Source organism: Desulfovibrio sp. 6_1_46AFAA (genome assembly GCF_000224635.1).
GTDB lineage: Bacteria > Desulfobacterota > Desulfovibrionia > Desulfovibrionales > Desulfovibrionaceae > Desulfovibrio > Desulfovibrio fairfieldensis.
In genome coordinates, this window is record NZ_JH114304.1 from 212,507 (window position 1) to 232,615 (window position 20,109).

General features: G+C 61.6%; 17 protein-coding genes. 12 read left to right on the top strand and 5 right to left on the bottom strand.

Going from position 1 to position 20,109, the window contains the following annotated elements; translation table 11 throughout:
• Positions 1-1,118 precede the first annotated feature (1,118 nt).
• Both HMPREF1022_RS13625 and HMPREF1022_RS13630 read left to right on the top strand, forming a co-directional pair.
• A complete protein-coding gene (locus HMPREF1022_RS13625) occupies positions 1,119-4,124 on the top strand; it encodes a hypothetical protein (RefSeq protein ID WP_009303545.1) in 3,006 nt (1,001 codons plus the stop codon).
• Positions 4,125-4,440: 316 nt separating this feature from the next.
• Positions 4,441-5,640, top strand: a complete 1,200-nt coding sequence (locus tag HMPREF1022_RS13630; RefSeq protein ID WP_008685294.1) for an iron-containing alcohol dehydrogenase — start codon at positions 4,441-4,443, stop codon at positions 5,638-5,640.
• A 100-nt stretch (positions 5,641-5,740) separates the two neighbouring features.
• Here HMPREF1022_RS13630 and yedF read toward each other — a convergent pair whose 3' ends face one another.
• A complete protein-coding gene (gene yedF / locus HMPREF1022_RS13635) occupies positions 5,741-6,349 on the bottom strand; it encodes a sulfurtransferase-like selenium metabolism protein YedF (protein ID WP_009303546.1) in 609 nt (202 codons plus the stop codon).
• Positions 6,350-6,456: 107 nt separating this feature from the next.
• Here yedF and HMPREF1022_RS13640 point away from each other — a divergent pair, with 107 nt between their 5' ends.
• Both HMPREF1022_RS13640 and HMPREF1022_RS13645 read left to right on the top strand, forming a co-directional pair.
• Positions 6,457-8,133, top strand: a complete 1,677-nt coding sequence (locus HMPREF1022_RS13640; protein WP_009303547.1) for a bacteriohemerythrin — start codon at positions 6,457-6,459, stop codon at positions 8,131-8,133.
• A gap of 472 nt (positions 8,134-8,605) precedes the next feature.
• Positions 8,606-9,526: an SPL family radical SAM protein gene (locus HMPREF1022_RS13645; RefSeq protein WP_009303548.1), complete on the top strand. Its 921-nt coding sequence runs from the start codon at positions 8,606-8,608 to the stop codon at positions 9,524-9,526.
• Between the two features lie 123 nt (positions 9,527-9,649).
• Here HMPREF1022_RS13645 and HMPREF1022_RS13650 read toward each other — a convergent pair whose 3' ends face one another.
• The 4 genes from HMPREF1022_RS13650 to pdxS all read right to left on the bottom strand — a co-directional run bounded on the left by HMPREF1022_RS13650 (position 9,650) and on the right by pdxS (position 13,448).
• Positions 9,650-11,404: a lysophospholipid acyltransferase family protein gene (locus HMPREF1022_RS13650; RefSeq protein ID WP_009303549.1), complete on the bottom strand. Its 1,755-nt coding sequence runs from the start codon at positions 11,402-11,404 to the stop codon at positions 9,650-9,652.
• A 43-nt stretch (positions 11,405-11,447) separates the two neighbouring features.
• Complete coding sequence (locus HMPREF1022_RS13655; protein ID WP_008685300.1) at positions 11,448-11,837, bottom strand: TraR/DksA C4-type zinc finger protein; 390 nt, start codon at positions 11,835-11,837, stop codon at positions 11,448-11,450.
• A 149-nt stretch (positions 11,838-11,986) separates the two neighbouring features.
• Positions 11,987-12,565, bottom strand: a complete 579-nt coding sequence (pdxT, locus tag HMPREF1022_RS13660; RefSeq protein WP_008685301.1) for a pyridoxal 5'-phosphate synthase glutaminase subunit PdxT — start codon at positions 12,563-12,565, stop codon at positions 11,987-11,989.
• Position 12,566: 1 nt separating this feature from the next.
• Positions 12,567-13,448, bottom strand: a complete 882-nt coding sequence (pdxS, locus tag HMPREF1022_RS13665; protein ID WP_008685302.1) for a pyridoxal 5'-phosphate synthase lyase subunit PdxS — start codon at positions 13,446-13,448, stop codon at positions 12,567-12,569.
• A 243-nt stretch (positions 13,449-13,691) separates the two neighbouring features.
• On the opposite strand from pdxS, the gene HMPREF1022_RS13670 reads away from it, so the two are divergent.
• From HMPREF1022_RS13670 to tnpA, 8 genes are all read left to right on the top strand, one after another.
• On the top strand, positions 13,692-14,591 hold the full coding sequence (locus HMPREF1022_RS13670) for a hypothetical protein (protein ID WP_009303550.1): 900 nt from the start codon (positions 13,692-13,694) through the stop codon (positions 14,589-14,591).
• Positions 14,588-15,244: an HAD family hydrolase gene (locus tag HMPREF1022_RS13675; protein WP_009303551.1), complete on the top strand. Its 657-nt coding sequence runs from the start codon at positions 14,588-14,590 to the stop codon at positions 15,242-15,244. Before HMPREF1022_RS13670 ends, HMPREF1022_RS13675 begins: the two co-directional genes overlap by 4 nt.
• 38 nt (positions 15,245-15,282) lie before the next feature.
• Positions 15,283-15,585, top strand: a complete 303-nt coding sequence (locus tag HMPREF1022_RS13680) for a YggT family protein (RefSeq protein WP_008685305.1) — start codon at positions 15,283-15,285, stop codon at positions 15,583-15,585.
• 265 nt (positions 15,586-15,850) lie between these two features.
• Positions 15,851-16,081 (top strand): DUF465 domain-containing protein, encoded by a 231-nt coding sequence (locus HMPREF1022_RS13685; RefSeq protein WP_008685306.1) that lies wholly within the window; start codon positions 15,851-15,853, stop codon positions 16,079-16,081.
• 18 nt (positions 16,082-16,099) lie between these two features.
• Complete coding sequence (gene ilvB, locus HMPREF1022_RS13690; RefSeq protein ID WP_008685307.1) at positions 16,100-17,791, top strand: biosynthetic-type acetolactate synthase large subunit; 1,692 nt, start codon at positions 16,100-16,102, stop codon at positions 17,789-17,791.
• 131 nt (positions 17,792-17,922) lie between these two features.
• Positions 17,923-18,411 (top strand): acetolactate synthase small subunit, encoded by a 489-nt coding sequence (gene ilvN / locus HMPREF1022_RS13695; protein WP_008685309.1) that lies wholly within the window; start codon positions 17,923-17,925, stop codon positions 18,409-18,411.
• A gap of 170 nt (positions 18,412-18,581) precedes the next feature.
• Positions 18,582-19,583 carry a ketol-acid reductoisomerase gene (gene ilvC, locus HMPREF1022_RS13700; protein ID WP_008685311.1) on the top strand — a complete coding sequence of 334 codons (1,002 nt, stop codon included), beginning with the start codon at positions 18,582-18,584 and terminating at the stop codon, positions 19,581-19,583.
• Positions 19,584-19,836: 253 nt separating this feature from the next.
• On the top strand, positions 19,837-20,109 hold a 273-nt coding region (gene tnpA, locus HMPREF1022_RS17610), incomplete at its 3' end, for an IS200/IS605 family transposase (RefSeq protein ID WP_156803012.1).

Here is a 20,109-nt window from a genome sequence, read left to right on the forward strand (position 1 = left end):
TAGGGCCGTGCCTGTAGTCCAAAGGGCGTAAGGGTATCGAGAGCAACGCGGCGTGGATTCCGGCAAAGCGACCAAAGGAAGCCCGGAGGGCCGTCCCCGTTGGCGACAACGGAGCCATACGGGGATCGACAGCAGCGAGAACCGCGTTTTTTACCGGAATGACCCCTTTGAAACGGGTCGCGCTTCAAACGTAATCTGCTCTGGGGCGGTTCACGAAGGGGCGTCAGCCATAGGCGCGGCATCGGTCGGCGCCCTCGGCAACGACAAAAAACGTATTGCTCAGCGCTTCCCTGGAGCTTTTCACACTGCTTTCGACAACCGCCGCCGCTGCCTCCACGGAAAATCCGTCCGGAGCCGCGGCGGCGGCGACGTTCGGAGAAACGGCGATATCCGGATTTCCGGGAGAGGACGCCGGGGGATTTGACGCCGGGCCGCGCGCGGGGTAACTCCCAGAAAAATGACCCGCGCGGGGGAAGATCTTACATGGCCGAGAGGGGTTGGAGCGGTGCCGTGCAACAGTGGAGTGCCGCTTCCGCGTCTCCGGCCGGGGCGGGCCCGCCGAGCGTCAGCGTTGCGGATGTGGGGTCACAGCATTGACCTGGAGCGGTTCACGCATGAAATGCGTCAACCGCTCTGCAAGAGTTTGCAGACAAATCCTTGCCGCGAAATGCGGGCAGGCGGGCTTTGCCCGCCGTAAACGAGCATTTCAGTGGAAATGCCCTGGGGGCTGTTTCTAAATTAGGATTTTCATTCTCTGCCAAGGGCGCTGGCCGTTGGCGCGCCGGCGGCTTGCTTGATCCGTACGGCTCACAAGGTTCGCCTACGGCTAAAGCTCCTTCGTCGCAACGACTAAGGCAAGGCGAGTCCTGGGCGGAGGGAGTATATTCAACATATTCGACATTCGCACGGGGCGAGCCTGACCCAGGCAGAGGGTGAAAGGACAATTTAGAAACAGCCCCCTGGTGAGATATCACGCCTCACCTGTCGGTTCAGCGTGAAGATAACACAGCAAAAAACGTGGTTTTTGCTGTGCTTACGCCGCCTGCGGCGGCGCGCAACCCCTTGCGGGTTTGCGACATGTGTCGCGTCAAGCGACACCAGCCTGAAGGGAGCAACGCGTGGCGGAACGATGGAGCGACATATATTTCGACAAACAGGACAGGGATATCCTGGCTCTGGTCAACCGGATTCTGGAATCTCATTGCGGAGCTTCCGAGGATTGCCTGTTTGATCCCAATCTGCATCCGCACGGCATCAAGGAAATGGTCGCCACGCCGGTGTCGCGCATGGCCTACGCGGTCATCAACCTGCTGCGCAACCTGGAGGCCGGGGGCACCCAGGCCAGGGATCGTCTGCTGGCCTTGCAGACCCTCTATGACGAGGTGCTCAACAGCGCGCATTCGGCCCTGCGCCGCAATACGGCCCGCGTGCTCATGCAGATCATGAAAAGCATGGTGCGCGCTCACGGCCAGCGGCTGGCCCAGCTCAAGCTGGCGCATGATTTCCGCCGCGTGGTTCAGGGCACGCCCCGGGTGGTGCGGCGCATGCTGGCCCGCTACCATTTGCCGGAAATGCCCGAAACCTGGAACCAGCTCGCTTTTGACGACCACGTTTACGACGCCAACACCAAGGGCCGCAAAACCCCTACCCACCTGATCATGGACGCCTGGATCAAGGGCCTGCGGACCCTCACCGTGGCCTATGAGTACTGGGTGGACCCGGAGGCGGCCAGGGAAATCCTGCGTGCGGCGGAAATCACCGGCATTGCCGTGCGTATCGGCCTGGAATTCCAGGTGCCGTTTTACGACCGCTTCGCCAGCCTGTTCTGGATTCCGCGCGGCTTCAGTTCCAATGAGGACTTTCTGGAATTCCTGCACAGTCCCAAGGTGGCCGCCATGATGGCGCAGGGGCGGGAAGTGCTGCGCTGGCGGCGGGAGCGTGTGCTGCGGGTGCTGGCCGCCTGGAACGAGCTCCAGCGTCCCCAACTGGCCGAGGCCTGGGGCGTGCCCGTGCCGGAACTCACGGTGGAGGATTTCCTGCGTTTTGTGGGCCGGGGCCAGCCGTCCGCCCTGCATCTGGCCGAATGCCTGCACCGGCATGTGCTGCCCTCGGCCAGAGAGCGCGCCGCCAAGCTGGCCGGGCAGGAGGGCGAAGCCGTCCGCGCCGAACTGGAGACTCTGGAAAACCTGGGCCCGGACGCGATTACCGACAACTGGCTCTCGCCCGCCAAGCATCCGGAGCTGCCGGACCTGAACCGGCCCGCGCCGCCGGAGGAGATGCCCGCGCTGCTGCGTCTTTCGCCCTATGAGCTGACGCGCGAACTTCAGGAGCTCAATCCCGGCTACCGCCTGGTGCTCGGCACCGCCGGTCTGAACGTCGAGGATGTGGCCGAACTGCTCTGGGATTGCCGGGGTGCCGTCACCCATCTGGAAATCTTCAATATGAAGGGCTGGATGGAAGGCAAGATGACCGACATCGGGGCCATCGGCGAATTGCAGCGGGCCCTTAATCTGGGTCTGGGGCCGCGCGTCAAGCAGATGGTGCGCCAGATGATCCGGCATACGGAGCAGCGGGGCGACGACGCCCGCGCCGTGAAACTCCGGGAGATTCTGCGCAATCTGCCCAAGCTGTGGGAGCACTACCGCCATAACCCGCTCAAGTCGCGCCTGGGCACCAGCTCGGCCAGCCGCCGCTCCTTCGGCATGGGCCTGGTGCTCAAGGAAACCCTGCCCCGGCGCTCGCTGGCCGAACTGAAACGCAAACAGCGGCACACGCGGCCCATTCCCATCTGTTCGCCGGTGGAGGAGCGCCTGACCTTCCGCGCGCCGGAGAACCCCACGTTCTGGCAGCGCCTGGGCGCGCGCCTGCGCCGTCTGCCGGGCTGCCGCCACCTGGGCATGGAACGGCGCCGTGAGTGGAAGACCGCCAGCGAGGACTGCCGGGTCTGCGCCAACGGCAATGTTGCCAATCTGGGCGGCCTGAACCTGGTCACGGGTAACAACCTGCTGGGTAAAAACGGGGCCTGCGATACGGCCCGGCCCGGATTCGCCTATCTGAACAGCGCGGTCAGCAATTGGCTCAAGGTGCTGCTGGGCTTCATTCCGGCGTTTTTTTCCTTTCTCTATACCCAGGACTGGTGGTTTCTGGCCTGGTTCGGCACCTTCATCTGGTTCGGCATCACCGGCGTGCGCAATGTGGTCCAGATGGTCCTGGCGGCCAAGGGGGCCACGCGCGGCACGCTCATCCACTGGAAGGAGCAGGTCAGCATCAGCCGCTTGTGTGATTCGCTGATGTATACCGGCATTTCCGTGCTGCTGCTGGAAGTGATGGTGCGCGTCTGGCTGCTGGAGGACGGTCTGGGCGTGACCGTGGACGGCAATCCCACCCTGGTCTTCACCGTGCTGAACATCGTCAACGGCTTTTATATCTTTGCCCATAATGTGTTCCGGGGCTTCCCCAAGGAAGCGGCCATCGGCAATCTGTTCCGCAGCGCTCTGGCCATTCCGGTTTCCTCGCTTTACGACTTTCTGATGTATGAAGGCATGCTGGGCATCGGGGTGGAAAATCCCGAACTCTATCTGGTGCCCAGCGCGGCCGTGATTTCCAAGATGGCTTCGGATACGGTGGCGGCACTGATCGAAGGCTATGCCGACAGTCAGGTCAACCTGCGCATGCGCCGCTGGGACTACAAGAGCAAGGTGAGCAATGTCTTTGCCTGCTATACCCGGCTGGAGCTGCTCTTTCCCCAGGAAGAGGCCCTGATCAAGCTGGCCCGGCCCGGCGGCCTTGAGGGGCGCGGCGGGGCGAGAGGCCGGGAGCTGGAGAGGGCTTTCATCATCAATGCCCTGGATCTCATGTATTTCTGGTTTTACCAGCCGCGCGCGCAGGACGCCTTCCGCCTGATGGTGCGCAATATGCCCGAAGCCGACCGCAATGTGCTGGCCCGCGCCCAACTGGTGCTCACCCGTGAGCGCGAGATCAGCCAGATGCTGGTGGACGGCCTGTTGGGACGCAATTTTTCGCGGCCTTTGGCCTTTTTTCTGGACAAACGCAAGCAGTATCTGCGCAGCCTGACCAGGCTCTGCCGTCCGGGCAGGATGCGCGAGCCCGGCTGCTTCCATTGATTACATCCGCCTGAATCGCGCGGCACCGCAACGGCGCGCGGACGTTACTCGGCCGGAGACCGGGACGCTTTGTCCCGGTCTCCGGCTTTTACGTGAAAAAAAATTCTTTCTCCCTGTTACGCCAACACGCCAGCTTTGTTGAAACAATTTATTGTTTGTTTGAACATTCCATGCTTGTACCAAAAAGAACACGACTTTTTCGCAAGAGACGCCTTGCCACGTTGTTTTGCATGAGGTATTCTTCTTACAAGATATCTTTCTTATTATTACAGGTTTTCCCAGTGTGGGAGAGCCGTGCAACATTAAGGAGTCGTAGATGAGCACCGATGTCAAAAGCATGCACATGGGGCAGATTACCTCCTTCTTCATCCCTAACGTCACCCTGGTGGGCGAGGGCTGTTCCAAGGAAATTCCCGCGCGCCTGAAAAGCATCGGCGGTACCAAACCGCTGATCGTCACTGACCAGGGCATCGTTAAAGCCGGTATTCTGAAGCAGATCACGGATATTCTTGACAATGCGAAGATGCCCTACGCCGTTTTCGACCAGACCGTGCCGAATCCGCAGGATAAAAACGTGGATGCGGCCTTTGAAGTGTATAAAAAGGAAAAGTGCGACAGCCTGATCACCCTGGGCGGCGGCAGCTCGCACGACTGCGGCAAGGGCGTGGGCTTCCTGGCCGGCAACGGCGGCAGAATCCATGACTATGAAGGCGTGGACAAATCCACCAAGCCCTTCCCCCCCTATGTGGCCGTGAACACCACCGCCGGAACGGCTTCGGAAATGACGCGCTTCTGCATCATTACCGATACCTCCCGCAAGGTGAAAATGTGCATCGTCGACTGGCGCTGCACCCCCAGCGTCGCCATTGACGACCCGCTGCTGATGATGGGCATGCCCCCGGCCCTGACCGCCTCCACCGGCATGGACGCGCTGACCCACGCCGTGGAAGCCTACGTCTCCACCGCCGCCACGCCCATGACCGACGCCTGCGCGGAAAAAGCCATTGAATACATCAACCGCTATCTGCGCCGCGCCGTGGCCAACGGCAGAGACAAGGAAGCCCGCGAAGGCATGTGTTATGCCCAGTATCTGGCCGGTATGGCCTTCAACAATGCCAGTCTCGGCCATGTGCATGCCATGGCCCACCAGCTGGGCGGTTTCTACGACCTGCCGCACGGCGAATGCAACGCCATTCTGCTGCCCCATGTCTGCCAGTACAACCTGATCTCCAGCCGCCGCCGTTTCGCGCGTGTGGCGCGCCTGCTGGGCGAGCGCACCGACGGCCTCAGTTCCACGGACGCTTCGCAGAAAGCCATCACCGCCATCAACATCCTGTCCAAGGACGTGGGCATTCCCGAAGGCCTCGTGGCTTTGGGCAAGAAATACGGCAAGGACGTGCGCGAGGAAGATATCCCGATCATGACCGGCAACGCGCAGAAGGACGCCTGCACCCTGACCAACCCGCGCATCATGACTGACGAGGCTGTGGCCGCCATTTACAAGGCCGCCCTGTAGCGTTTCCGGCGGTGACGCCTGACCTTGAATAACAAAACGGCATAGCTCTGTAAGCTATGCCGTTTTTTCGCACCCGCGCTCCGCGCCGCAACAGGAGCGCTCAGGGCCGGATGATCTTGTCCGCCAGGTCCAGGCTGGTGACGATATCCAGCATATTGGAGGTTTCGCCCACGGCCTTGGCCTCCAGCAGGCCGTAGTGGGCCAGGCAGGTACCGCAGACCAGCACCGAAACGCCGCTTTGGGCCAGGCTTTGCAGCGCCTCCAGGGCCGGGCCCGGCCGCGCCGCCAGCTTTACGCCGCTGTTGAGCAGGACCAGACGCCAGAGGCGCGATCCCAGTTCCGGCAGGGTGGCGAGGAAATTGGTCATCAATTTTTCCCCCAGGCCCTCGTCGCCCCGCCCCAGGCTTTCCGTGGTGATCAGTACCAGAGTTCCGGCCTCGCGCCCCAGGCCGGAAGCCGTTTCCGCCCTTACGGGATTCGCTCCCACAGCGGTTCCCTCTCCGGCGCGGGCCGTAAGCCGCCAGAGGCCGTCGCCTTCTTTCGCCCGGTCCACGGCATAACCCCGGCCGCGCAGAAAACGTTCCACGTTTTCCGCGGCCGGTTCGTTGTCCACCAGAACTTCCAGTTCCGCTGTCCCGGCATCCACAAGCTCCCGGCTGCGGATGACCGGCTGCGGGCAGGCCATGCCCCGGCAATTCAGCAATTTCATAGCGTTCTCCATATTGTTGGGAATTATTGCCATTTAAGGAAAATAAGGCTAAGCCTATTTTCAAAGCAGTCGATAAGCAAGGTAAACTTGGAGAGGATGGTGGGCGTATGGGGATTCTGCTGCAAGCCGTGATTCTTCTGCTGGCGGGGGGGCTGGCCGCTGCGCGGCCGGAAGGCGCATTGTTCTGGATATTGCTGGCGATTCTGGCCGCATGCGCCGCGGCGGACCTGGGGCTCTGGCTGGCCGCCGGGCGAAAACAGGCCGCTTTGTCCGCGTTTGCCGACAGCCTGCGCGACGCGGGAAGCCCGGTGCCGCAAGGAAACGGCCTGGAACGCGTGCATCGGGCCTTGGAGGAGATGAACGAGGCCCGCCACAAGGAGCGGGAAGCCGCGGCAAGCGAGGCCCGGACCTTGGGCGAGGCAGCGGAGGCCCTGCGGGCCGAGCTGGATGCCGCGCGCGGGCATGAGCGCGAACTGGCCGACCAGCTGGCCCAGAGCGCTCCTGTGCTGGACAAGGCCCACAGCGTCTGCGCCAAATTGTCCACGGATGTGGGGCATCTTTCGCAACTGGTTTCCGATGTGGACAAGGGCGTGGAAGTGCAACGCGTGCGTTTGGGCGAAACCGGCGGCGCCATGGAGCGCGTGGCCGAAGCCGCGCGGGAATCCTCCAGCCGCGTGCGCGAAGTCTCCGACAATGCCGAGACCTCGCGCGGCCAGGCCGTCACCGGTGAAAAGGAAGTGCACGGCGCCGTGGATTCCATCGAAACGGTCAAGGGCACCATTCTGCATCTCAAGGAGGCCATGGCCGGACTGGGCGAAAAGGCCCGTGACATCGGCCAGGTCATGAACGTCATCAACGAAGTGGCGGACCAGACCAACCTTCTGGCGCTCAACGCGGCCATTGAGGCCGCCCGCGCGGGCGAGGCCGGGCGCGGCTTTGCCGTGGTGGCCGACGAGGTGCGCAAGCTGGCCGAAAAGACCATGGGCGCCACCAAGGAAGTGGAAGAGGCGGTCCACGCCATTCAGGAAGAAACCCGCCTCAATGTGGAAACCGTGGACGAGGCCGCCCGGCTGACCGTAGAGAGCGCGGAGCGGGCCTCCCGCGCCGGGGATTTCATGCGCGAGATCGTGGGCGGCATGGAAGAGACCGCCGGACATCTGAAAATCATCGCCCAGGGCGCGGCTGAACAGTCCGAAAGCAGCACCCAAACCAACGAGGCCCTGGAAGAGATCCGCCACGTGGCCGAACGCACGGCGGCCAACATGGAAACATTCACGGCGGCCCTGCTTTCTTTCAAGAGCGGCATGGAAGAGCTGGATATGATCGTCAATGCCCTAGTAACGGGCGATTACGCCCAGGCCGCCGCCTCGGACAAATTCGTGCAGTGGACGCCCAAGCTGGATCTGCGCGTACCGGCCATCGACCGCCAGCACCGCCGCCTCTGCGACTACATCAATGATTTGTACCGGGCCATGAAGAACAACCGCACCGGCGTGGAGCTTCAGGCCATTGTAAAGAAATTGCGGGACTACACGGCTTCGCATTTCAGCGACGAGGAAAAGATTTTCGTGCCTTCGCAGTACCCTGGCACCAAGGAACACAAGGCCATCCACCGGAAGTTCGTGGCAAAGCTGGACGAGTTCGAGGCCCAGCTCAAGAACGGCACCGCCACGGTGAGCATGGATCTGCTGAGTTTCCTCAAGGACTGGCTCATCAACCACATCGCGGGCACGGACCCCACTTATGTGCCCTATATTCAGGATATGGTCGAAAAGGACAGCTAGGCGCCTGCGCCCCCTCGGAATCTTTCAGTAACACGTCGAAGCGCCCGGATATGGATTCGGGCGCTTCGACGTGTCGGCAGGCGCGGTTGTTACCGCGCCTGATTCTTGTAAGAAAAGGGAGGCGGATTGCCGGTAAGCGGGCCTGAAACATATCGAAAATTGTCACGGACAGGCAGAGCTGAATACCGTCGGCTAGAGCAAATTACCTTTGAAACGCCATGCGCCTCAAAAGGTTCATTCCGGCGAAAAACGCGGTTATCGCCGGAATCCACGCCGCGTTGCTCTCGATGCCTGTACGCTCTTTGGGCTACAGGCACGGCCCTGCGGGCCGCCCGTCGGGTCGGTCTTTGCGGCGCACCTCACCTTGTTCGGTGTTGGAGCATTTCAAAATTGAAATGCTCTAAATAGAAAAAGTCTGTTTTAACAAGCTGTCACGTTGTTTTGCGGAATATTCATCAGCTGGGGATACGCAATGCATTTTGTTGCTGCCAAGGGGATTCTGTCGGCAAAAAACGGGATGAATCTGTATCGTGGTTGCTCTCATGGCTGCATATACTGCGACTCAAGGAGCAAATGCTACCATCTGGAACATGATTTTGCAGATATTGAAGTCAAGTCAAATGCCCTTGAATTATTAGAAAATTCTCTTAAACGGAAACGTTCAAAATGCATGCTGGCTACCGGCTCCATGACAGACCCCTATATTCCGCTTGAAAATGAACTCGGAAATGTCAGAGAAGCCTTGTCATTGGCCTATCAATATGGTTTCGGATTCACACTGATAACAAAATCAAATCGCGTTTTGAGAGATTTAGACCTGCTGACAGGTATAAATGAAAGAACAAAATGCGTTGTTCAGATGACCTTAACTACCTATGATGAGGAATTGTGCAAAAAACTTGAACCAAACGTCAGTACGACGCGAGAACGCTTTGAAGTGCTAAAGCGGCTACGCAATGCTGGTATCCCGACGGTTGTATGGCTTTGCCCTGTTCTTCCCTTCATCAACGACACTGAAGAAAATATAACAGGTATTTTAGAGTATTGTATCGAGGCAAAGGTTTACGGCATTATTTGCTTTGGTATGGGGATGACGCTCCGTGAGGGAAGCCGGGAATATTTTTACAGTCAATTGGACCGGCTGTTTCCGTGTATGAAAGAAAAATATATACAGGAGTACGGCACGCGATATGTACTTACCAGCCCAGATAGTAAAATTCTGATGCAATTATTTCATCAGGTTTGCGAAAAAAACGGCATTGTGCATGATAACAAGAAGATATTTGAATATCTGAATGCGTTTGAGGAAAAACAAGGCAATGCGCAACTAAGCCTGTACAGTATGCTGAACGCGACTCCCCCGGGTACGGCCTTGCCCACCGGAGGGAAATAAAAACATCCTGCACGGGCGGCTCTCCCAATCCGGCCGCAGGCAGGCTCGCATTTTCGGCAAGGCGATTTTTTCGCGCGGCCCGGCAGACCGCCGGGGCATGGCGATCTGCCGGAGAATCGCCGCTTATGCGTACCACATGCGGTCGCGCAGGCGTTGCAGGCCCTCATCGCCCACGTAGCGGCGCAGCAGTTTGTCCGGGGCGTTGAGCAGATCCACCACCAACAGGGCGTCCAGAGTGCCGAAGCGCCGGTCTTCATGAAAGGCCGCGATGCGCCCGCCGAGTTGAAGATAGTGTTTGAAGAGAATGGGCAGGGCGCGTCCGCCCTCCATCTGGCGCACCAGGTTGTTCACCGCGGCGTAGTCCAGGCCGCGCGCGAAGGGCAGCTCTTCACGCAGGGCGCGGGGCCGCCGTCCCTCCACCAGGTCCGCCAGTGGGGCGTGCCAGTGGCGCAGGCGCAGATGCCGCCAGAGCAGGTCCACGGATTGGGGCCGGTAGTTGAGGCCTATGCTGGACGGCCCGAAGAGCGTCCGCACGCCGTAGCGCAGGACCAGCTGTCCGATGCCTTTCCAGAGCAGAAGCAGGGGCGCGTAGTCGCGCTGATATTCATTGCTCACAAAGGCCCGACCCAATTCCAAGGCAGTGCCGCACTGGCGGAAAAATTCCGCTTTGAAGCGGAAAAGCGAGGTCGTGTAGAGCGTGTCTTGCGTGCAGGTCCGCGCCTGCTCCGGCCGCACCAGGCGCGTGCGGTAAGCTCCGGCCAGAGCCTGCCTCTTCTCGTCCACCAGCAGAAGATGCTCGTATTGAGCATCGTAGCGGTCCTGATCCCGCTCCCGGCCGCAGCCTTCGCCCAGAGCGCGGAAGGCTTCCTCGCGCCGCCGGGTCAGAACGTCCAGGAGCGGCGGCGATTCGTGTCCCTGCAAAAGATATACGCCGTAGCGCCCGTCGTCCGTCAGTCGGCGGTTGGAGGGCAGGGCGGCCAATGCGGCCATGAATGCCGCCGGGCCCTGGGCCGGAGCCAGGGGGCTGCATCGGGCGGCCCGCGCCGGACGGCCCGCATCCGCCAGAGCTGCATGGCAAAGACGCAGGCATTGACTGCGCTGGGCGTTGTCCAGACCGGCCAGACCGGAGGCGCTGATCGGCAGGCCCACACGCATACCGGCCCGGCTGCGACGCTGACCGCAAAGCACGCGGGGCAGCAGCGCGCCGGCCAGCGCATCGTTGCAGTGGGCCGTCGCCAGGAACAGCGGGCTGACGCGGACCTTGAAGCTCAGCGGCAAAAGACGCAAGCCGTCCGGCGCGTGTGACCCGGCGCAACGGCTCAGGCGTCCCAGCAGCGGCAGCCAGGGCTCTTCAGTCAGCCCGCGTCCCGGCCGCCAGCGAGCCACCCGTCCCGCCGGAAACAGGCCCAGGGCTCCACCCCGGCGCAGATGCAGCACGGCTTGGCGCAGCACGGTCGCGTGCCGGTTTTTGTCTCGGCCGGTGAGGTCCAGGGGCAGAAGCATGGGCGCAAGTTGGGGCAAGGCCAACAGAGCGTCGTTGGCGAGAATTTTCAGGTCGGGCCGGACGTCGCCGCACAGGGCGGCCATTATCAGGCCTTCCAGTGCGCCCGAAGGGTGGTTGGCGTAAAGCAGCAGCGGCCCGTGCGGCGGGATGCGCGCCAAATGCTCCGGCGGGCAGTTCACGCGTGTTTCCAGGACTTCCAGGCAGGCTGCGGCGTAGGCCGGGGACGTTGGACGACAGGGGACGCGGCGAGCTATTTTTTTCAGGCGGGTCAGGCCCGAGGCCCGCCGCCCCAGGCCGTCGGCCAGGCGTTTCAGAATCTTGTCCAGAGGGTCGCGCCACCCCGGCAGGGGCAGCGCGGCGGCATTGCTTGTCATACTATTCTCCCGCGAATGAAAAGAAAAAGGCCCGGCGGGGATGTCAGTAAGTCCCTGCGAGGCCGTGCATGGCGCTGGTTTCAGCCGCAAGCCCCGTTGCCGGACCGCCTTCCCCGTCCTCCAGCATCTGCTGGCATTCGCGGCAGCGCGTGGCGCCGGGAGCGGCCAGCAGGCGAACCAGGGGGATTTCCTCCCCGCAGTCCTCGCAGAGCGGGCGACCGCCGTGGCGCAGAAAGTCCAGCAGGCTTTGCAGGCCGCGAATGCGCTCCGCGCTGTGGGCTGCCCGGCTTTGGGCCAGATGCGCCGTGGCCAGAAGCCCGGCTGCGTCCAGTTCGTCGGCGCAATACTGGACCTGAAAGGCTTCGCGCAGATGCGCCAGGCGCTGCTGTTCCTCGGCCAGTTTTGTTTGGACATCTTTGAGGGTGTGCTCCATGATCCGCCTCCGTCGCGCATGTGGTTTATGGATGATCCACATCTATCCGAGCTGTTTGGCGGAACGGTAACGGTCAGGTGAATTCGCGCGGACATGAAAAAGCCCCCGTGCCGATGGCGCGGGGGCTTTTCAGTTCAGGGAAGGGCGGTTCAGTTTCCGCACATTTCAAGGAAATAGCGGTGCAACCGCGTATCGGGAGTCAGCTCGGGATGGAAGGAGGTAGCCAGCACATTGTCCTGGCGCACGGCCACGGCCTGGCCGTTGACCTGGGCCAGCACACGCGCCTGCGGGCCCACGCCGGTCAGCACGGGGGCGCGGATGAACACCGCCGGAATGGGCGGTTGCCCCAGCTCCGGAATGTCCAGCTCGGTTTCAAAGCTGTCCACCTGGCGGCCGAAGGCGTTGCGGCGCACAACAGCGTCAAGCACGCCCAAGCGGGGTTGGTCGGAGTTTTCGATCTCGCGGCAGAGCAGGATCAGACCCGCGCAGCTGCCGTAGACCGGCATGCCGTTTTCAATGCGCTGCCGCAAGGGGTCGAGCATACCCCATTCCACCAGCAGCTTGCCCATGGTGGTGCTCTCGCCGCCGGGGATGATCATGGCGTCGATGCCGTCCATGTCCTTGAGCTGGCGCACTTCGCGCGTCTCGGCTCCCAGGCGGGCCACCGAGGCCGCATGCTCGCGGAAGGCCCCTTGCAGAGCCAGAACGCCCACGCAGGGTTTGCCCATCTTACCAGCCCCGTTCCTGCATGCGCTCTGCATCCGGAATGGAGGAAATCTCGATGCCCACCATGGGTTCGCCCAGGTCGCGGGAGATTTCGGCCAGCACGGCGTAATCCTTGTAGTTGGTCACGGCCTGCACGATGGCCTTGGCGCGCTTGGCCGGGTCGCCGGACTTGAAGATGCCCGAGCCCACGAACACGCCGTCGCAGCCCAGGTGCATCATCAGGGCCGCGTCGGCCGGGGTGGCGATGCCGCCGGCCGCGAAGTTGACCACCGGCAGGCGGCCTTCCTTGCGCACAATCAGGCAAATTTCCAGGGGCGCGCCGCATTCCTTGGCGAAGTTGGGCACTTCGGCGTCGGGCAGGGCGCAGAGCATGCGGATTTCGTCCATGACCTGGCGGCAGTGGCGCACGGCTTCCACCACGTTACCGGTGCCGGGCTCGCCCTTGGTGCGGATCATGGCCGCGCCTTCGGCGATGCGGCGCAGGGCTTCGCCCAGGTTGCGGCAGCCGCAGACAAAGGGCACGGTAAAGTCGCGCTTGTCGATATGGTAACGGTCGTCGGCGGGAGTCAGCACTTCACTTTCGTCAATGTAGTCCACGCCCAGGGCTTCCAGAATGCGGGCTTCCACAAAGTGGCCGATGCGCGCCTTGGCCATGACCGGAATGCTGGCCACTTCCATGATCTTTTTGACAATAGTGGGGTCGGCCATGCGGGCCACGCCGCCGGCGGCGCGGATGTCGGCCGGCACGCGCTCCAGGGCCATGACGGCGCAGGCGCCCGCTTCCTCGGCGATTTTCGCCTGTTCCGGGGTGGTGACGTCCATGATGACGCCGCCCTTGAGCATTTCGGCAAGGCCGGTCTTGAGGCGGATGGTGCCCTGTTCCATAGCTGTACTCCTTCTATGCCGGGCGTGGGACCCGGCTGGTGATTTGGCTGGCGCCGCGCGTGCCCGCGGCGGTGCTGGCGTGTATATATGCGATATTCCTCCAGCTGACAATAGATGCCGAGAGCGCCGCCGCGCCGGGCCGCCAAGCATTGGCGGGCTTTCGCGGGCCGTGCCGGAGAGCGCGTTCCCGCTTGCGCTCGGGCCCGGCAACGGCTATGCTGATAAACTTCGAAGGAAAAAAGTATGAATGTGACCTTGTGCCTCAGATTGCCGTTTCTGCGTGGGCCGTTGCCCCGTGGGCTGGACCGGAGCGCTTCCGGCCCGGACGGTATTGATACTGCCGATGCGCCGCTCTGGCCCGGGGCCCTGCGCCTCTGGCCGGGCCTGCCGGACGATCCCGGTTTTCCGGCCGAGGGCTGGTACCGTCCCGCGAACTATCCTTTCAACGAGCGCGAGGCCGTGGCCTGCCTGGCGGATCTGCGCCGGATGGACGTGGCGGCCCTTTCCGGCCTGCCTGTGGGCGCGACTGCCGCGGGCAACGCCCGCACCGCGCGCCAAATGGCCGAAATGGCCGTGGTGGAGGGCCTGGACGGGCTTGCCGGAACGGACAGCCCGGACGCCGCGAAGAGGGCGGCCCTTCATGCGGCGGAAGCCGCCCGCCGGGAGCGGCTGGAACGTGAACAGGCCCAGAAGACCCTGCTCTGGCTCTGGCTGCAGGAGGAACGGCTGGCCGAACTGGATGAACTGGCCCGGCGCTACGCGACAAACGCGGGCGGCCTGACCGCCGCTCTGGGCGTGGAAGAGGACGAAGGCCCGCGCGGCCTGCCTTTTCTCGGCGCTCCCATCGCTCTGGACCCGGCCCTGGTGCCGCCCTGGCGGCTGGCGGCGGCCAATGCCGCGTATTTTCTGCCCGAGGACACGGCCCTGGCCGTGGAAGGCCCCATGCGCGAAGACCTGCTGGAGCGGCTTGAGTTCAGCCCCGCGCCGCGGCGGGCGGAGCTGCTGGGCTGCCCCGCGGAGCGGGCCGGGGAGATTGTGGAAGCCCGCGCGCCGCTCTGGCGCGCGCTGGGGCATTCGCGCCCGGCCAGGGCGGACGGCCCGCTGGTTGAGGAACGCCTCTGGCTGACCTGGTGGCGGGCATGAGCGGCGCGCTTTTCTCCCACGGTCTGGGCGGCGTGATTTTCGATTGCGACGGCGTGATGATCAACTCCCGCGCGGCCAATGACGAATTCTACAATCGTGTGCTGGCCTATTTCGGCCTGCCGCCCATGACGCCGGAGCAGGAGGCCTATTCCTTCATGGCGACGGCGGGCCAGGCCCTGCGGTACATCCTGCCGAAGCGTCTGCACGGCGAGATCGACCGCGTGACCAGGGACGAGATCAATTACCAGCGCGACATCCTGCCCCTGTTGCGCCTCATGCCCGGTTTCCGCGAGTTCGCGGACGAACTGCACGACAAGGGCGTGCGCATGGCCATCGCCACCAACCGCACGGACCAGGGCGTTCAAAGGGTTCTGGACTTTTTCTCCTTGCCCTCCTATTTTGATCCTGTGGTGACGGCGAGCAATGCCGCGCCCAAGCCGTCGCCCGAAGGCGCATTGCGCATTTGTTCGGCCTGGGGAATGAACCCCCGTGATGCCCTCTTTGTGGGCGACAGCGCCCATGACAAGGAAGCCGCCGAGGCGGCCGGCGTGACTTTCGCGGCTTTCAACGGCGGCGGCCTGCAGGGCCGGATCACCGCGCCTGATTTCGCCGTGTTGCGCGACGCGCTGGCCCCGGCCCTGGCAGCGCGCTGATACATTCACGTTTCTATAAAGGGTATGTCGGAGAACGCATGATTGTGCTTGCCAATACATTGAGCGCCATAGCCCTGGTGCTGGGTTCGCTCCTGAACATCTATTTCTGGATTGTGATCATCGCCGCCGTGCTGACCTGGGTGCGGCCCGATCCTTACAATCCCATTGTGCGGACCCTGGGGCTCCTTACCGAGCCGGTTTTTTATCGGGTGCGCAAATGGCTGCCCTTCACCTATACGAGCGGCCTGGATTTCTCGCCGGTGGTGGTGTTGCTGGCTATCGAGCTGATCAACCGCATTGTGATCGCCTCGTTGGCCCAGTATGCCCTTGCCCTGCATTAGAGCGTGTTGACACTATGTCCTTTTGCCCGCTCGCTGCGTTAGATTTCACCTGCTTTTTCGGTCGAGTACCAAAAGAGTACACTCCCTCAAAGCAGATTTATCTTCCTTGCGAGCGAACAAAAATTCTATAGTGTCAACGGGGCCTGGAGTCGTTCACGCATGAAATGCGTCAGCCGCTCTAAAAACAGCCACCGGGCCGAACGCACCGATACGGGCTTTTTGCGCGGATTGTCCGTGCTGAAACATCTAACACTGGAGATTTCTTATGGATCAGCATGAAATTGACCTGCTGGAAAAGTATGCGCCCACTGATCCGGAGCTGAAATCCCTTTGGGAAGACCACGTGCTCTACGAAAAACAGGTGGGAAAGCTGGAAGGCAAGGCCTTCCGCACGCCTACCGAAGAGCAGACCCTCAAGCAGCTCAAGAAGCAGAAGCTGGAGGGCAAGACCAAAATGATGGACATCCTGGATCGTCTGAAAAAAGAAAGCAAATAAGCGGTTGAGGTGCCGGTCATGGAATGCACAGGTGCGCAGATTCTCCTTGAATCCCTGAAGCGTGAAGGCGTGGACGTGCTGTTCGGCTATCCGGGCGGCGCGGTAATCGATATTTATGACGAACTGCCGCGACATCCCGAGATCCGCCATGTGCTGGTCCGCCATGAGCAGGGAGCTGTGCACGCGGCTGACGGCTATGCCCGCGCCTCCGGCAAGGTGGGCGCCTGCCTGGTGACTTCCGGACCGGGCGCCACCAACACGGTGACGGGCATAGCCACAGCCAACAGCGATTCCATTCCTCTGGTGGTGATCACGGGCCAGGTGCCCACCAAGCTGATCGGCAACGACGCCTTTCAGGAAGTGGATATTGTGGGCATTACCCGCTCGTGCACCAAGCACAACTTCCTGGTCAAGGATGTGAGCAAGCTGGCCCTGACCATCCGCCAGGCCTTTTATCTGGCCCGCTCGGGCCGCCCCGGCCCGGTGCTGGTGGACCTGCCCAAGGACGTGGTCCAGGCCAGGGCGGAATTCGTCTGGCCGGAAGACATCTACATGCGCAGCTACAACCCCACCTACAAGCCCAATCTCAACCAGTTGCGGCGCACGGTGGAGGAGCTGGCCCAGGCCAGGCGGCCGGTGCTCCTGGCGGGCGGCGGCGTGATCATGGCCGATGCCGCCGAAGAACTGACCGCGCTGGCGCACAAGCTGCAAATCCCCGTGGCCTGCACGCTTATGGGCCTGGGCGGCTTTCCGGCCACGGACCCGCTGTCGCTGGGCATGGTGGGCATGCACGGCACCTACGCCGCCAACCTGGCCATCAACAACGCGGACCTGCTGGTCTGCGTGGGCGCGCGCTTCGACGACCGCGTGACCGGCAAGCTGACGGCCTTCGCCTCCAAGGCGCGCATCGTGCATATCGACATCGACCCCACCTCCATCCGTAAAAACGTGGAAGTGGACGTGCCGGTGGTGGGCGATTGCCGACAGGCTCTGTCCGGCATCATGGAAATCTGTGAGGCCAAGCTGGCGGACAAGGACTGGGCCGGCGAGCATGCCGAGTGGATTCGCGCCGTGTCCGAGTGGAAGGAAAGCAAGCCCCTTTCCTACCAGCAAAACGGCAACATCAAGCCCCAGCAGGTGGTGGAAGCCCTGCGTCATCTCACCCGCGGGGACGCCATCATCGCCACGGAAGTGGGGCAGCACCAGATGTGGGCCGCCCAATTCTATTCTTTCACCAAGCCGCGCACCTTGCTGACCAGCGGCGGCCTGGGCACCATGGGCTTCGGTTTTCCGGCGGCCATCGGCGCGCAGTTCGCTTTTCCGGACAAGCTGGTCATCGCCGTGGCCGGCGACGGCTCGCTGCAGATGAATATTCAGGAGCTGGCCACGGCCGTGGCCTACAAGCTGCCGGTCAAGGTGGTCATTCTGAACAACCGCCATCTCGGCATGGTGCGCCAGTGGCAGGAGCTTTTTTACAACCATAACTACAGCTCCACCAACATGGAGGCCCAGCCCGACTTTGTGAAGCTGGCCGAAGCCTACGGCGCCGAGGGCTACCGCATTGAAAAGCCCGAGGACCTTCTGCCCGAGCTGGAAAAGGCCCTGGCCTCTCCTAACCCCGCTTTTATCGACGTGGTGGTGGAGCGCGAGGAAAACGTCTATCCCATTGTGCCCGCCGGCGCGGCGCTGGATGAAATGCTGCTGGTGTAGGGCATTTCATACGACATGAAATGCCCGCAAGGATTTGTGGACAAATCCTTGCCGCCCAAACAGGCGCGGGCGGGCGTTGCCCGCCGTACAGCGGCTGTTTGAAGCGTTAATTGCTCTATGGAGAGTTGGCTATGCAACGACACGTGCTTTCCGTGCTGGTGGAAAACGAACCCGGCGTGCTTTCCCGCGTGGTGGGCCTGTTCAGCGGGCGCGGCTTCAACATTGATTCGCTCAACGTGGCTCCTGCCCTTGAGGAAGGCGTCTCGCACATGACCATCACGACCTATGGCGACAGTATGATTTTGGAGCAGATCATGAAACAGCTGCACAAAATCGTGTCCGTTATCAAGGTGATGGATTTTGCGGACATCGCCGCCGTGGAGCGGGAAATGATGTTCGTCAAGGTTCAGGCCGAAGGCCCCATGCGCGGCGAAATCCTGCGCACCGTGGAGATCTTCCGCTGCAAGGTGGTGGATGTCAGCACCAATGAGATGACCATTGAGGCCACGGGCGACCACGGCAAGCTGGAGGCCATCATCAGCCTGCTGCAACGTTTCGGCATCAAGGAACTGGCGCGCACCGGCTCGGTGGCCATGCGCCGCTCCAAGAAGGTGGATTGACGCGCCGCCCGCAAAGGAGCATGGGTAGCCGGTAAGCGGTTCCGTTCCCCGGCGGAATGGGCCGAGGCGGTTTCGTCCGCAGGCCCGTTGCCTTTGTCCCCATTTCCCCGCCGCGTGTGCGGTCAGGGATGTATTTTGTTTAACCGTGAGCGATTACAGAGGATGTTCAGATGAAAGTGTATTATGATCAGGATGCCGATCTCAATGTTTTGAAAAATAAGACCGTCGCCATCATCGGCTACGGCAGCCAGGGCCATGCCCATGCCCAGAACCTGCGGGATTCCGGGGTCAAGGTGGTCGTGGGCCAGCGCCCCGGCGGCGCCAACTACGAGCTGGCCAAGGAGCACGGCTTCACGCCCGTGTCCGCCGCCGAAGCGGCCGCGCAGGCCGATCTGATCATGATTCTGCTGCCCGACGAAGTGCAGGCGGCGGTCTATGAAAACGACATCAAGCCCCACCTGACCAAGGGCAAGGCCCTGCTGTTCGCCCACGGCTTCAACATCCACTTCAGCCAGATCCAGCCGCCCAAGGATGTGGACGTCTTCCTCATCGCGCCCAAGGGCCCCGGCCATCTGGTGCGCCGCACTTTCACCGAGGGCGGCGGCGTGCCCTGTCTGGTGGCTATCGAGCAGGACGCCACGGGCGAGGCCCTCAAGGTGGCCCTGGCCTATGCCAAGGGCATCGGCGGCACCCGCTCCGGCGTCATTGAAACCACCTTCCGCGAAGAGACGGAAACCGACCTCTTCGGCGAGCAGGCCGTGCTTTGCGGCGGCGTTTCCGCGCTGATCAAGGCGGGTTTCGAAACCCTGGTGGAAGCCGGGTACCAGCCGGAAATGGCCTATTTCGAATGCATGCACGAGATGAAGCTGATCGTGGACCTGATGTACGAGGGCGGCCTTTCGCGCATGCGCTACTCCATCAGCAACACGGCGGAATACGGCGACTATGTCTCCGGCCCGCGCCTGATCAATGAAAATGTGAAGAAGGAAATGAAGGGCGTGCTCAAGGATATCCAGAGCGGCAAATTCGCCCGCGACTTCATCCTTGAGGCCCGAGCCAAGTACCCCATGTTCCTGACCACCCGCCGCAACGAGTCCGAACATCAGATCGAGCAGGTGGGCAAAAATCTGCGCGGCATGATGTCCTGGCTCAAGAAGGACAAAAAAGACTAAACAGCCGGGCCATGCGGCTGTTCCGGAACATTTCAGCTTTGGAATGCACAGCATTCCAAAGCTGATCTTCTCTGAGGAGCGCTTCGGCGCTCCTTTTTCGTAAGGGGCTTTAGCCAGTTGAGCGAGCGTTTGCGAGCGAAACAGAAATCCACCCGCTATGCGGGTGGAAATAATTTGTTATACAAAAAACACCTTTCCCATACGATAGAGTTGTTCAAGCCCATCGTAATTTTTAAGGGAAAGGTGTTTTTATATGGGAACTCGAGTTCAAAGTTTAGCCCACACAAAATGGTTGTGCAAGTATCACATTGTCTTTTCTCCAAAATACAGGCGGAAAATAATATTTGCCAACATTCGAGAAAGTATCGGAGAAATTCTTAAGGACTTATGCAAATATAAAGGTGTTGAAATTATCGAGGGCCATCTCATGCCGGATCATGTGCACATGCTGGTGAGTATTCCTCCAAAAATCAGTGTATCAAGTTTCATGGGGTACCTGAAAGGAAAAAGCTCATTGATGATTTTC